Below are 14,707 nucleotides of genomic sequence, written 5' to 3'. Positions count from 1 at the left end.
AAGCCCGACCCCTTGCCCAGCCCCGGCTTCAACGGGGCAGGCTTGGGGATACGCCCAAATAATCCAATCCATCCTTCCTGCGATAACCCAGTATCGGGCAGTTTACGGTTTCCAATATTTTTTTAAAACATCATCCATTAACCATTGCATATGAAATCGAAATTTACGCTTGCTACGCTCCTGCTTGGCTGCATTTGCACCGGCCTGAGTGCACAGATTCCACTCGTTTACGGGGTAGAAAATACGGGCTCGTCGTGCGCACCCCCACCTTTACCGCACATCAGCCAGTTGCCGGTGATCCAACCCCTGCCCGACCCGTTTATGTGGTCGAACGGCAGCGGGCGCTCTACCCGTTTCACCGATTGGGAGTGCCGCCGCAACGAAATCATGAAGGAGATTGAACATTACGAAATCGGAACCAAACCGCCAAAGCCGGAGAGCGTTACCGCCAGCTATACTACCGGTGCAACTGGTGCCCCCGATACGCTGCGGGTAGTGGTGACCCGGAACGGACAATCGCTTACCTTAATGTCGCAGGTACTTCGGCCTGCAGGGAATGGCCGCTTTCCTGCCCTAATTGGAATGAATACCCAGTCTGGTAGTGTTCCCGACTCCGTTTTTGCGCGTCGCGGCATTGCCAGGATCCGATTCAACGCAAACAATGTTACCACCTATGGCAACCCCCAGATAACCGACCCGTTTTTCCGTTTATACCCTGAATACAACCTTTCTAACTCCGGCCAATATGCCGCATGGTCGTGGGGGGTTAGCCGTATTATCGACGGACTGGAACTGGTGCAGGCAGCTTTTCCTGTGAACATGCAGCGGATTGGCGTTACCGGCTGTTCTTATGCGGGCAAAATGGCCCTGTTTGCAGGAGCATTCGACGAACGTATTGCACTCACCATTGCCCAGGAGTCGGGCGGCGGGGGCGCACCATCATGGCGGGTGTCGCATGAGGTTGAGCCAAATGGAACCGTAGAAAAAATTGACAATACCGATTATCGCTGGTTCAGGGATAGTATGGCCTTGTTCTCCGGCGACAATGTTTACAAACTGCCGCACGACCATCATGAGCTGATGGCCATGATTGCCCCGCGCGCCCTATTGGTGACCGCAAATACCGACTTTACCTGGCTGTCGAACCAGGCGGCATATATTACCGCACGTGCCGCCAGGCAGATCTACGATACGCTTGGCATTGGCGACCGCTTTGGTTTTTACGTGGATGGCGGGCATGGCCATTGTCAGATACCCGGAACCCAGATACCAGCTGTGCAGGCGTTTGTTGACAAATTTATGGCGGGTATCAGCGGGGTGAATACTGATAGTATACTGGTGCATCCTTTCCCAGCGGTAGATTACCGCCGCTGGACACAGTGGTGGGGAACCGGCAACCCGGTATTACCTCCTCCCCCCGGCAGAAAGATCTGGCTGGAGGCCGAGTGTGCAACCATCGGTTCCAGCTGGAATTTGGTTTCCGACACGGCAGCATCCAACGGCAGATACGTTGGGGTGAAAAGCGGGCGCAGTAGTACGGCTACACCGCCCCAGGGGGACTCCGCCTACCTGACCATGCCCTTCAGCATCGATAGTGCGGCCTCCTACAACCTGCTTACGCGCATCTATGCACCGGCAGGCGAGGAATATAGCTACTGGATGAAACTGGATACGGGCGCTTATCAGATGGTGAGCAGCCTGTTGTTGCCGAATGGCGGATTTGATAATGGACTTACGGGGTGGGCCACGGCGAACGCACAGGGTGGTGCTACTGTAACGGCCACGATGGTTGCAGATGAAGTTCGCACCGGCACCGGGGCCATGAAGGTGGTGAACCCAACGGCACAGCCGGGCAACCAATGGCGGGTGCAGGTGTCGAGCGTAGCGTTCCCGACGACCATCGGTAAACAATACCAGGTGAGCTATTGGGTGAAGGCGCTGAACCCCGGGGGTTCCATCCGGCTTTCTACCGGTCCCACCAGTGCTCAATACCAGGGCGATCAAACGATTGGCACCACTTGGCAGCAGGTTACGTGGACCTTTACGGCGTCTATAACGTCCACGACCTTTTTATTCGATATGGGGCAAGTGGCCAATACCTACTATATCGACGACGCTAGTGTACGCGAAGTGGGCGGCACCGGTGGCTGGCAATGGGTTACCTTAAGGAGTGTACCGCTGAGCGTGGGGAATCATACCCTGGCTTTTGGCTTCCGGGAAGGAAACGTACAACTGGACAAAGTGCTGATCACCACTTTTAGTACCCCGGTAAGTGGTAAGGGCGACAATGCCGCCAATTGTCTTGCGTTGCCGGTAAACCTGGTGAGTTACCAAGCGACTGTAACCCCGGCGAAAGCCGTCCGGATCAGTTGGAGTACGACATCAGAAATTAAGAATAAGCAATACCGGCTCGAAAGAAGTACTGATGGCATAACCTACAGCACCATCGCTACACTGGCAGGCAATGGTAATTCGAGTGTTCGATTACACTATGCTTATACCGACCTGAAGCCGGTGGAGGGGATAAACTATTATCGCCTTATACAGGTGGATGCGGATGGGATGGAAAGGTCTTTGGGTATCCGTTCTGTTACCGTGAGTGGTCGTAAGGCGGCGATAAGGGTGTTTCCCAATCCTGTTCGTTCGGAGCTCAACATTGACCTGGGGCGTTCGGACGTGCGGCAGCAGCAAATAACCATGTACAATGCTGCAGGGGTGGTTGTACTCAGTAAGTTGATGAATGTTCAAAACGGGCTTGTTCGCCTCAAATTAGATAAGCAGCTGGGTGCGGGTGTTTATATGCTGAAAGCTGGAGGTGAGCAGGTGCAGGTTGTGGTGCAGTAAGATTACCGATATCCTGTTTTATATAGTAACGGTCCGCAGAATGCTGCGGGCCGTTTTTGTTTTATTTGAAAGCTTACGAATACGCACGTACGAGCCGTTAAAAGAACTTTAATGGATATGAATCAACACTCTGAATTACATGTCGTTTTGTAATTGATTCTTATGGACCCGGCTTGGGTATTTCAATTGTAAATCGTTGCGCCGTGCCCCCAACAGAGTTGGCGGGTCGCACTCTTGTACTGGGGTGCGTGCCGCAATTAATATACTTGCACCTCAATTCGTACTCGTAAAACGCTTCCGAGCTAAGAACATTCTCTCTTCCTTTTTGCTTGTCCCCCGCCAGCTAACCTCAACGCCCAAGGCGGGGCAGGCAACAGGAAGGCAAAAAAGATCCCCAACATCGTTTGGGAGAATGATAACAGCTCATTCCTGGCAGGGTTCTCTGATTTGACTTCTGTGGTACTGTGGTGAAGAGCAGTGGTTCATTGAAGGATTTACGACCGGGACAATGTTTGGAGACAAAGCACGGCAAAACATAGCTATTGGAAGACCATCGTCATGAGAAGCAAAGAATCGTCATCCTGAATTCAGTTCAGGATCCGCTGGCATAACATCCCGTTCTGAAAGAAAGAACATCCTCCCAACTCCGCACCGTCGGCCTGTCCCCAACTACGTAGGGGATCAGGATTCCGTGGCAAAAATTGCTATTGGAGGGTGATCGCGATGTGAAACAACGAACCGTCATCCTGATCCCCAAACTGTGTGGGTTCAGGATCCCCGGGCAGCACATTGATTTGGAGGGTGTTAAAAGTGTTCAAGTTGCCGTTAATCCTGAACCCGTTTCAGGCTCTTCCGGTCAGCAATTTCGATCAAACTAATCGGGGCTATTTCAGCCGGCTATACACCTCAGTATGTACCTCATTATCTGAAACATTAAAGCTTTGTATATAGCTGTCGGTGCCATTCATTTTGATATCAATTGCTACTGTTTGTCCGTTTAAGACGGAATAGGTGGAGGCAAAGACAGTCTCTCTCAATTTCTGCTGTCCATTCATTTCAAACGATCCGAAGCCAACTGCCGTTTCATTTTTACCCGCGTCGTTCAGCGCGGTGCGACCCCATATAAAATGACCGGCATAATAGGTCTTGTATTGTGTGACCTTACTGTCGGTGGTGTCCTTTCCACTAACCGAATACACCTTCACGAGTTTCCATGTACCATCGACAGGTGATTTTTGTGCTGAACCAATCTGTTCATAGGTCTCTGTCAATTTCAACTTCTGTCCATTTGAGGTTCCAATAGCGTCGATCACCTGTTTATATCCTTTAGCGGATTTGGTAATGTCAAGGGTGTACGACCTGGTAGTACTGTTGACACTTGTATCCGAGCCGCTGTAGAAGATGTCTTCAATAACTTTCCCATCCTTTATCGAATAGCGTCCCACGCCAAAAGAGGAAAAGGTGTCAGCCCCTCCGGGCAAGATGTTCGCGTACATCATATGCTGCGGCGTATAGATTTTCAATTGCTTTGCGGCATCATACGAGGTGTCTTGCTCCCCACGGGTAAACACCTGGGTCAACATACGGTAAGCACCCGCCATTTGAAGATCAGGTTTCCCGGCTGGAATAGTATAGCTGCATGCAGCCACTATTATTAGAAGGCAGAAAGCTCTGGCCATAGCATTTTCTCTTTAAGATACGGCTATTGGCTGGCAAATGCAAGCAACTGTAAGTCGGCTAGTCGGGGGAATAGCACAATCGTTAACATGCAGCAACCCTTGTTCCTTTCCTTATGAAAAAAACCGGTTTCACTAAACTGAAATCAAAGCGATTTTTTTTTGATGTACTCCATGATCATTAGGGCGGCAGAGCGTTCCCTCAGTGAGCTTTTCTGGTGCTGTGGTGAAGGGCAGGTGTTCCCTGAAGGCATTTTGCTCGCAAATAGAATCGTTCTTGTATCACGTCTCTGAACAAATCATATTTTCTCTTCCTTTTTGGCCGTCTGAACCGGATTCATCCGGCCAGGCGCCGCTCGGCTGCGCAGTCGGAGGGTCCTGTCCCTCCGCCATCTAACCTCCACCTCATGGCGGGCAGGCAACCTTTGCTCGCAAATAAATTCGTACTCGGATCACGTTTCAGATCTAATGATATTTTCTCTTCCTTTTTGCCCGCCCGGCTGCGCCAGTCGGACGCCCGCCCGGATGAACCCGGGTTCGGACGGGGGCTTGTCCCCCGCCGGCTAACCTCTACCCTCGTGGCGGGGCAGGCAATCAGGAAGGCAAAAAAGATCCCCAAAGCGTTGGGGAAGAACAATAACAGCCTCCGCCTGCTGCGCAGTCGGACGGGCCCGTCCGAACGGAGTCATCCGGACGGGTGTTCTCGGCGAGGTTCCCTGATTAAGCTTTTGTAGTACTGTGGTGAAGTGCGGCGGTTCCCTGAAGGATTCACGAACAGAATGAGGGTTCAGGAACAAATCCAAAGCAGAGATTGAATTTTGTTCGGGGTGTTCCGCAGGGCACCCCGAACACGGATAGATCGGGTTCTTAGAACCACTTCAAGTCGGAAACAAGAGCAATCATTTTCTATTTCGCGACCTCTTGTGCGTCCTAAAATTCCAATTAGTGCTTCTAGCATGATCCCGCTGTGGATGGCATTTCTTGTACCAATTATGTTTTCTCTTCCTTTTTGCCCGCCTGCTGCGCACTCGGGCGGGCCCGTCAGACCGGAGTCATCCGGGCGGGCCGTTGCGGCGGTGTTCCTTGGGTTGGCATTTGGATTAATGTGGTGAAGAGCGGTAGATCCCTGATGGGGTTACCGGGCTAGATGAGATTCGGAAACAAATTCTTATAGCTGTGCCCCTAAATACTTTTACGTGATCCTGATTCGCAACTCGTGGGTGACAGATCCCTTGGCAAAACATTGGCCTTGAGGTTCGGGAACGCAAAACAATGCAAGCTTCTTGCGATCCCAAAACAACATTACGGCTGCGCATCGATAGCGACTCTTCTTCTTTTTTTACCCGCCCACCTATTCCGACGCAGCAGGGTATGAAGAAAAGCCAAACATCATCTTCGAACCAAGTGACCCCCCGGGGCTTGTACGTGTAATTCTAAAACATACGTAACTTGTAGTAAATTTATTATCATGACTACCAAACTTACTTTAAGTATTAATAAGGAAGTTGTAAAAAAAGCAAAACGGATTGCTCAAACCAGAGGCAAAAGTGTAAGTAAGATGATTGAAGAATTTATCGGTTCATTACCTGAAAAAGATGCGGCTGACAAAACAGCGGTTGACAAGATTAAAAACATCATCAATGGAAAAATTACCCATCCTAAGATAGACTGGAAAAAAACAAAAGAAGAACGCCTAACCGATAAATATGGCATATAAAGTGTTCATTGACACCAATGTTTTCCTGGATGCATATCTTGAACGAACAGCAGATTGGAAAGATGCAGAAGCCGTATTACAATCAGCCGCACTTGAACAGATCACCCTGTTTACGTCAGCAAATAATCTGGTAAATACGATTTACGCATTACAAAAGCAAAATCTTACAGCAGGTGAAATAATTGACTTGATGGAGCTTACGCTTACCTATACCCAACTGGTGAATACTTCAAATGCTGCTTTCCGTCAGGCCTTACGTGCCGGATTTAAGGACCTGGAGGATGCTGTTCAATATCACACGGCTCTCGAAGTAAAAGGCATTGATTATTTTATTACGGCTAACATCAAAGACTATATAAAGGCTACTGTTCAGCTACCGGTGTTAACACCAAAGCAATTTATATTGAGGCACAAGGGAAAAGGCGCTTAGTATTGTGCCAACGCTGAAATGTGGTGTGCGTGAGGTCCGCCCGGATGATCTGTCGGACGGGGATTAGAGCGCCCGCACGGCTGACGCCAGTCTGACGGGAATACCCCGCAGCCCGTCCCCTTCCCGTCCGCAGGCGGGATGGCGACACGCCCCGACAATACCAGTCTGACACCACACTGCCTCATATTACACAAGAACTTACTTTAGCCATCATTTTGTTGGATTTACCAAGCACCCGCACGAAATCATGGATAATTATTCTCCCGAACAAATACAACTGTTTAAGTCACTTTTCCGCGGCCGGAAAGATGTATTTGCCATCAGGTGGGAGAAGAATGGAAAGAGCGGCTATATGCCAGCGTACGACATGGATTGGAACCAGTTTGCCACACACAAAGCCTCGGGAGGTTCGCTGAAAACTTTCGCGATAAACGATATGCAGCACTAACCGACACCAGGATTGTCAATCATCTCATTGGTAAAGAAACCATCGGGGTCTATCCCCTGCTAACAGACAATACTTCCTGGTTTATCGTTGCTGACTTTGATGAAACAAGCGCGGCAAAAAAATCCTGGGAGGACGAATGCCGTACATTCCTCGACGCCTGTTCTGCTCACGACTTACCGGCATACCTCGAGCGCTCAAGGAGCGGAAAAGGTGGCCATGTATGGGTATTTTTTGATCAGCCCTATCCCGCACGGAAAAGCCGTAAACTTTTACTACACCTGCTCGAAATATCAGGTATCATCTCGCCGTTCGACAAAAACTCCAATTACGACAGGCTATTTCCCAACCAGGACGCGCATTCAGGCAAGGGCCTCGGTAACCTCATAGCGTTGCCATTGCAGCACAAAGCACTGGCTGTAGGGAATACAGGTTTTATTGATCCGGCTACCATGGTCATGTATCCCGATCAATGGAATGTAGTAGCGTCGATCAAACGCGTACCAATCGAACATTTAGAAAAGTTATTCCATGCAATGCTCCCAGACCCGGATGCTGATGTAAAGCAAAGTTCCGCTGTAACTAATACCCTTGAGATCGACCTGTCGAATGAGATCAAATTACGGCGCCGCCAGTTAACTCCATCCATCGTGCAGTTCGTTCGGGAAAGCCTGAACTTCGTTAACGCTGAATATGTCATTAAGAAGCGGCTTGGCAAAAGCACGTGGGGCATAGCACCTTACCATAAAAATATTGAATGAACAACGCGATTGGATCATGCTGCCAAGAGGTTTTATTGGCAGGTTGCTCAGTTACTGTAGAGACCATAACATAAGCTACCGGTTAAATGACCAACGTATTAAATCATCCGAAATCCGGTTTTCTTTTAAGGGCACCCTATACGATTACCAGCAGCATGCGGTGGAAGTAACGGCTAAAAAAGACATGGGTGTTATTGTAGCACCCCCAGGCTCAGGTAAGACCATCATAGCCCTCGCCATAGTGGCGCAGCGGCAACAACCGGCATTGATTATTGTACATCGTAAACAGTTGTTTGAGCAATGGATTGAACGTATTCAATCGTTTCTGGGTATAGCGGAGGCCCACATTGGAAAAATAGCCGGCTGCGAACAAAAGATCGGAACACAGGTTACGGTGGCAATGATCCAAACGCTCGCAGCCTCGAGTTCGGACGCACTTTACAAGTCCTTCGGCACCATCATCGTGGATGAATGCCATCATGTGCCCGCGAAAACTTTCCGGCAGGTGATCAACCGTTTTCATTGCTATTACTTTTACGGTTTAACCGCTACGCCGATACGTAAAAACAACGATGAACGATTGATCTTTACGTTTATTGGCGAAGTTTTACACCAGGTGAGGCCAACATTGCCGGGCACACACAATGCGCAGCAACTCGTTGTGGTAATCAGGGAAACCAACCTGTTTGTTCCATTCGATTACAAAACCGACCAACCAGAGCTGCTTTCACAGGTTCTTGTGCACGACAGCGCACGAAACGGGTTGATTGTTGACGATATCAAAACCGAAGTTCGCGCAGGCAGGAAAGTGCTGGTGTTGACAGAACGTAAGGCACATATCGGGGTACTTTATCAATACTTAAAAACCAGCTTCGAAGTCATTTGCATTTCAGGGGAGGATAACGAAGCTTCAAGAAAGCTCTTGTTGCAACAGGTAACCAGTGGCAATTTTCAGGTCATCATCACCACCGGGCAATTCATTGGCGAAGGCGCCGACATCGCAGATCTGGACTGCCTCGTGCTGGCCTACCCTTTTGCTTTTGAAGACAAGCTGATCCAATACCTTGGCCGGGTACAACGCGGTGCGACCTGCCCGGTTCTTTATGACTATCGTGATATATATATCGACTATTTGGAAGACTTATTTAAGCAACGGAACCGGCATTACCAAACGTTGCTCGGGACCGGACAACTGAAACGCTTCGATGAGTTAACCTTAACTTTCAACGACGACAAAGTATACATCAACTCCGGGTCTTATCCCCTGCCGATAGCTTGAATTGACCTGCCAATTGAAGCGGAACGATTTAAAGAAGATGTTGCCTGGAGAGTTCGGGTACTGGACTACGCCGAAGACAATGGAATCGTTGTTTGTGAAGTGCTGAATTATCATGTACAGCCGCAAACGGCTTCAACAGAACAAGCCTTACTTCAATTTATGGATATCAAATCCATACGGTTCAGAACCCTTGATACCATCCAATTGTTGAAAGGTATCGAACTGAAGAAACAACCCGCGTATACCGTTCGGGAACAACCTGCCCGGTACAGTCCGGCAATTAACCGTAAAGCGGAGTTAGCACCTCCTGAAGTGATAACAACACTACCGAAGGTTGAACGGGTGCTGATAAAAACAATGAAAGTACCGTTTGATGCGCTTTCCTTTCAAAGTGCCCAGGTATCGTTCGCGATCTTTATCGAAGAATTGCAAAAGGAGGTAAAGTTTACCATAGCGAATCCAAACGTGCGCGAGGAGTTCGAAGCGATCAAACAATATTTTGCCAATGTCTTTAAAAAGAAACTTGTTACCGTTACGATAAACATACGCTACCATGAAACGGAAATCATATCCACCCGAGCCTCTTCCGACGATATCGACAAAATAGATCAAAGCTTAATCGAAAGTGTACGCTTCGAGTTTGTTAAACGCGAGGTATTTTCGCCCAAAGTGCGCCAGGATTTACCTCTTTTATATACTGCCGGGAACATCATTGGCAGGCACGCCGTTGACGCCGCCGGCCTCTATCCTTCCGACCAGGCGTTGATCAATGACTTACTCAGTATCAAAGGCTCAAAGCACTACGATCACCTACAATACCTCTCGTCTCAACACCTGTCCTCCATCCTTAAAGTCCGCTTTATACTTGAGCCATTTTCGTTTTTATTCCTGCTGCAGGGCGATACCCAATACCATATGGTTTGGGAAACGCTGAACACAGCAGAAGCTACCTACATCTGGCATTTCGAAAAAAGCATCGGCGCTTTACGAAACGGCTTAACCGAAATTGAGGCAATACTGCAGGAAATAAAAAGAACGGGCAAACAGGACTACCTCCGCAAAGAACAGCTCAACCTGAGCCGGGTTATCCACGACTATAACGATCCGAAAAAAGGCTTTGTGCAATGGAAAGCGGCTTTGGAGCAGAAATTAGTTTAGCATTTTTGGGGACCAGCGGAAGTGGTACTATGAGGCAGCCGTTGCGCCGTGCCCCCAACAGAGTTGGCGGGTCGCACTCGTGTACTGGGGTGCGCGCCGCAACCTATTTCGTAATATTATGAAACGGTATCCGAGTGCTAAGAACCAAGGTTGTTCGGGGTGTTTGAAGGGTACCCGAACGGGAATGGAATCGATAGAATTAATTAGGCATAAAGCATTGTTTTGGGTTAACACTAAACTGTGGTAAACAAACGTTGTTTCCTGAACCCGTTTTGCTCGCAAATAGCATCGTTCTTGTATCACGTCTCTGAACAAATCATATTTTCTCTTCCTTTTTGCGCGCCCGGCTGCGCCAGTCGGAGGGTCCTGTCCCTCCGCCATCTAACCTCCACCTCATGGCGGGCAGGCAACCTTTGCTCGCAAATAAATTCGTTGTTCCATTACGTTTCCGATCTCATGATATTCTCTCTTCCTTTTTGCCCGCCCGGCTGCGCCAGTCGGACGGGCTTGTCCCCCGCCAGCTAACCTCTACCCTTCTGGCGGGGCAGGCAATCAGGAGGGCAAAAAAGATCCCCAAAGCGTTGGGGAAGAACAATAACAGCCTCCGCCTGCTGCGCAGTCGGACAGGCCCGTCCGAACGGAGTCATCCGGGCGGATGTTCTCGGCGGAGTTCTTCGATTAAGCTTTTGTAGTACTGTGGTGAATGGCAGTTGTTCCTTGAAGGGTTTGCGACCGGCTTCATGTTCGCATACGCATGAAGCTAACTAACGAATGACGACTATTACATGTTGATTTACTCGCTTATCATCGTGTCTAAAAAGTCTTTTTAGTAAGTATCCAATGGCGTATCGTGTTGATGAATCGCCCTGACCCCTACGACTATATGAGAACGTTTTGCATCTCGTGCGTTATCCGGCTCGAAGGTGTTTAGGTAAAGACTCCCTTCCCCACAACAACAACATCGAGGTTTGCAAATTTCCTTCGTGATCATCCTTATTTCAACCAGGCATTCTCCTGCAACGTTGGAGCACTCAAAGGTTATGTCGTGTCAAAATATTCAGCAGCAATGCCTTGAATGAGACGCAAATTGGAAGCAATAAAAAGTCCGGCATTTGCTTTTAATCTTCAATCAGACCAGCTATCTTAACAAAGCAATCTCCCCGATTGAGTAAGTTTTTATCCAGCGTCTCTCCTGTTACATTAAGCCTTGTCATTTCTCCTAAACCACCATAATCCAACCTTTATGAAACTCATTTCAACCTTCATCTTGTGCTTTTTGACCTTGCTTTCTTTTAGTCAGCCCGGCAGCTTACTAACATCATTTGGAAATGGCGGGAAAGTCGTCACCAATATGGGGCAAAGTGGCAATGTCTTAGATAACGCAATGGTTATTCAAAAGGATGGAAAGATCCTCTTGGCCGGCAATGTACTTGCCGGAACAACGGAAGACTTTGCAGTAGCCCGCTACAACCCCGATGGAACCCTCGACAGCAGCTTTGATGGAGATGGAAAGGTATATACGGCAATTGGGCCGGGTTCGGATATACCGCACGATATAACCGTTCAGCCTGATGGCAAAATCGTTGTCGTTGGTCGATCCAGTATCGGTCAGGGTCGAACTGATATTTCGATGGTTCGCTATAATCCGGATGGCTCGCTTGATAATACGTTTGACGGCGACGGCAAGGTGCTGACCAGCATCGCTCCTTCAGGACTACAGGTTGCTTTAGGATGGGGGGTGCATATTCTCAATGGCGGGAAAATTCTTGTCGGAGGATACTCTACCATGCCCGGCACCGTTTGGGACTTTGCCGTTGTGCGATACAACCCAAATGGTTCACTTGACTCATCTTTCAGCGAAGACGGAATAGTAACCACCCATATTGGCTCAACCGATATGGCATTTGCGATGGCCGTCCAGGCTGACGGCAAGTTTATGCTTGCTGGAAGAAGCGCAGATCCTTTTATGGAAGGGTTCGCCCTGGTTCGTTACAAGCCAGACGGCACGCTTGACAGTTCCTGGAATGGAACCGGGATCGTTAAAACTACTTTTAATAATCGCGAAGACATAGCAGAGGCTGTTGCTATTCAGCCAGACGGAAAGGTTGTAGCGGTAGGATACACCATTTACCCGAACGTTACTTTCCAGGATTTTGCCATTGCACGCTACAATGTCGATGGTTCCCCCGACAGCACCTTTGATGGTGATGGCAAAGTGGTGACCAATCACCTGAATTTTTCAGATAAAGCGTCCTCGGTAGCTGTTCAGCAAGATGGAAAGCTACTCGTAGGTGGTTTTATCAGTACCGGGGGAAACCTGGATTTCGCGCTGTTCCGTTATAAACCGGATGGCAGCCTCGACAGCACATTTGACGGAGACGGCAAAGCCACTACCCCTATCGGTACGGGACACGAGGAAAGTTTTACCATGGCACTCAGCGGGAACACGATCTACCTGGGCGGATACTCGGCTGTCGGCACCAACAACAATTTCGCGCTTGTTGCTTATCAAAATGATGCAAGTGTTTTGTCCCTTTCCTTTCTTCAATTTACTGCTGCTGAAGTGACCACCGGGGTGCAGTTGCAGTGGAGGACAGCGCACGACGAAAACTACAGCCATTATGAAGTGGAGCAAAGCACTGATAACAGGAACTATACTACAATCGGGAAAGTGCCGGCTCATGCCAACCCAAGTAGTAACCCCGTGTACAATTATACTACGGGAGAGCAAAATGCAAGTGTCACCTATTACCGGGTTAAAGCGGTAGACAAGAGCGGTAAACCTGTTTACAGTAAAACGATCAGCGTGCGGAAAAACTGGGGAACAGTCCAGTTGAAAGTTTTTCCAAACCCCGCAACCAGCACCTTACAAGTTCAAACCGGTCTTCAGGGTTCCCTGCAGGTCGAGCTGCGTGACCAGGCCGGACGATTGGTGAAACAAATAAAACTCTCTGCTAATGGAAGAACAACATTTCTGCCCATCGACATCGAGGCTTTCAGTAGTGGGGTGTACTCCATAAAAGTGTCGTCTGGTAGAGAGACGCAAACGACAACGTTCGTGAGGCAATAAGATCATTCCATCTCTACAGCATTAACTATTCAGATCTTAGCCATTGTAAGTCGTACTTCTAAGAGCAGATTGCAGTTACGCTACCAACCCCGGCAGGTAGCATGAACTCCAATTTCGGTAAAATCTTTTTTGCGCTGCTCCTATAAGTTCAGCTCGTTGGAGGGTGAAGTTTTTTATAGACCCGGCAATGGAACTTTGGTCAAAATTCTTGCGTCGCACACTTGTACGGCAACCCTTTACGCGGCTGAATAAGTACGCCGGGAGAGGAGCCACAACAGCAACACTAAGCAAGGATGTACTCACGTATAAGACCCGGAGAAATGCTCAATAATTTAGTGACGCCTCGACCATCCTGAACCGGGTTCAGGATTTCCTCGCAAATGAAGATATTTTCGGTTTCCCAAAGGGCACCCCGAAGAAGGGCTGGTATGTGTTCTTAAGACAATAGGAGATTAGAAACTGTAAGTGGTTGCGCAGTACTCCCAATTCGTTGGAGGGTCGCGCTCCCCCGTCCGAACCGGGTTCATCCGGGCGGACATCCGAACCGGTTCATCCGGGCCGGCTTGTACCCCAAAGTATTAGCGGGCAGATTAATTGAATAAACGGTTCAACGGAACGATATTGAATGTTCAATGCTCAATGTTCAACTGATTTCACGCATAAAGGTTATATTTCTCTTGTGCCTTCCCCTTTTCGTGGCTATCGTTCTTCAGGCACCTTTGCGCCATGGTTGCCCTTATTCCTCGTGCCCCTTTATCCCTTTGGGTCTTCGTAGTTCAGGAAGCAGTCCAGTTCTTTACATTTACTTTTTACGTACAAAAACATCACCCATGAAAGCGGAGAAAATTCTTACCCTACATCCACAAGGCAAAAGCGGGAAAAACATTTCTCTCGAAAAATATGACGTGGTAAAGCAGGCCATGCTGCAGGTGTTACACCAACGGGAACTCACCCATACCGAACTCATGGACGAAATGACAGAGTCACTTACCGGTAAGTTTACAGACAATATTGGCTGGTATTCCGAAACCATAAAGCTCGACCTGGAGGCAAAAGCAATCATCGAAAGGACCACGCATAAGCCACAAAAGTACCGGCTAAAGCAGGGTAACGCCTCCGGCATCTTATAGAACACGGAAAAGGGATACAACGCGTAATCACGGTGTGTGTACGATTGCTGGCGGGCTTCCCTGCTGTCCTTTCTACCCGGGAGGATTTGTTGAAAAGAAAACAGCAACGAAAAATCTACATTCATAAGTAGCGCACTGGCAATTTCCCGGCTTTTCCCGTGTTTTTACCGGTGATGGTATGTGAAATTTCTTTAGGT

Annotated in this window: 10 protein-coding genes; 9 read left to right on the top strand and 1 reads right to left on the bottom strand. The window is 48.8% G+C overall.

From position 1 onward, the window contains the following. The first annotated feature begins 150 nt into the window (after positions 1–150). Complete coding sequence (locus EXU57_RS08280) at positions 151–2,844, top strand: carbohydrate binding domain-containing protein (protein WP_133267728.1); 2,694 nt, start codon at positions 151–153, stop codon at positions 2,842–2,844. 884 nt (positions 2,845–3,728) lie between these two features. On the opposite strand, the gene EXU57_RS08275 is transcribed toward EXU57_RS08280, so the two are convergent. Beyond that, entirely contained in the window at positions 3,729–4,523 is a 795-nt protein-coding gene (locus EXU57_RS08275; protein ID WP_133267727.1) for a hypothetical protein, read from the bottom strand. 1,465 nt (positions 4,524–5,988) lie between these two features. Here EXU57_RS08275 and EXU57_RS08270 point away from each other — a divergent pair. From EXU57_RS08270 to EXU57_RS08240, 8 genes are all read left to right on the top strand, one after another. Beyond that, positions 5,989–6,237, top strand: a complete 249-nt coding sequence (locus EXU57_RS08270) for a DUF6364 family protein (RefSeq protein WP_133267726.1) — start codon at positions 5,989–5,991, stop codon at positions 6,235–6,237. Next, entirely contained in the window at positions 6,227–6,667 is a 441-nt protein-coding gene (locus EXU57_RS08265) for a type II toxin-antitoxin system VapC family toxin (protein ID WP_133267725.1), read from the top strand. Before EXU57_RS08270 ends, EXU57_RS08265 begins: the two co-directional genes overlap by 11 nt. 247 nt (positions 6,668–6,914) lie before the next feature. Further along, on the top strand, positions 6,915–7,115 hold the full coding sequence (locus EXU57_RS25875) for a TOTE conflict system archaeo-eukaryotic primase domain-containing protein (RefSeq protein ID WP_410528411.1): 201 nt from the start codon (positions 6,915–6,917) through the stop codon (positions 7,113–7,115). After that, on the top strand, positions 7,040–7,873 hold the full coding sequence (locus tag EXU57_RS08260; protein WP_410528410.1) for a TOTE conflict system archaeo-eukaryotic primase domain-containing protein: 834 nt from the start codon (positions 7,040–7,042) through the stop codon (positions 7,871–7,873). The genes EXU57_RS25875 and EXU57_RS08260 overlap by 76 nt, the downstream gene beginning before the upstream one ends. Further along, the gene (locus EXU57_RS08255; protein WP_133267723.1) at positions 7,866–9,152 is read left to right on the top strand and encodes a DEAD/DEAH box helicase; all 1,287 of its coding nucleotides are present in this window, start codon (positions 7,866–7,868) and stop codon (positions 9,150–9,152) included. Before EXU57_RS08260 ends, EXU57_RS08255 begins: the two co-directional genes overlap by 8 nt. A 159-nt stretch (positions 9,153–9,311) precedes the next feature. Then, on the top strand, positions 9,312–10,310 hold the full coding sequence (locus tag EXU57_RS08250) for a hypothetical protein (RefSeq protein ID WP_133267722.1): 999 nt from the start codon (positions 9,312–9,314) through the stop codon (positions 10,308–10,310). A gap of 1,243 nt (positions 10,311–11,553) precedes the next feature. Next, positions 11,554–13,380, top strand: a complete 1,827-nt coding sequence (locus EXU57_RS08245) for a T9SS type A sorting domain-containing protein (RefSeq protein ID WP_133267721.1) — start codon at positions 11,554–11,556, stop codon at positions 13,378–13,380. Positions 13,381–14,210: 830 nt separating this feature from the next. Next, a complete protein-coding gene (locus EXU57_RS08240) occupies positions 14,211–14,510 on the top strand; it encodes a DUF6958 family protein (protein WP_133267720.1) in 300 nt (99 codons plus the stop codon). Positions 14,511–14,707: the final 197 nt, after the last annotated feature.

It is taken from the genome of Segetibacter sp. 3557_3, from assembly GCF_004354985.1.
Taxonomy (GTDB): domain Bacteria; phylum Bacteroidota; class Bacteroidia; order Chitinophagales; family Chitinophagaceae; genus Segetibacter.
The sequence above is the reverse complement of the archived record's forward strand: the minus strand, read 5'-3'. Positions and strand labels throughout refer to the sequence as shown.

Coding starts and splice junctions, on each gene's coding strand:
- EXU57_RS25875 (WP_410528411.1), top strand. CDS start 6,915: ATGGATAATTATTCTCCCGAACAAATACAACTGTTTAAGTCACTTTTC.
- EXU57_RS08270 (WP_133267726.1), top strand. CDS start 5,989: ATGACTACCAAACTTACTTTAAGTATTAATAAGGAAGTTGTAAAAAAA.
- EXU57_RS08265 (WP_133267725.1), top strand. CDS start 6,227: ATGGCATATAAAGTGTTCATTGACACCAATGTTTTCCTGGATGCATAT.
- EXU57_RS08240 (WP_133267720.1), top strand. CDS start 14,211: ATGAAAGCGGAGAAAATTCTTACCCTACATCCACAAGGCAAAAGCGGG.
- EXU57_RS08275 (WP_133267727.1), bottom strand. CDS start 4,523: ATGGCCAGAGCTTTCTGCCTTCTAATAATAGTGGCTGCATGCAGCTAT.
- EXU57_RS08280 (WP_133267728.1), top strand. CDS start 151: ATGAAATCGAAATTTACGCTTGCTACGCTCCTGCTTGGCTGCATTTGC.
- EXU57_RS08250 (WP_133267722.1), top strand. CDS start 9,312: ATGGATATCAAATCCATACGGTTCAGAACCCTTGATACCATCCAATTG.
- EXU57_RS08245 (WP_133267721.1), top strand. CDS start 11,554: ATGAAACTCATTTCAACCTTCATCTTGTGCTTTTTGACCTTGCTTTCT.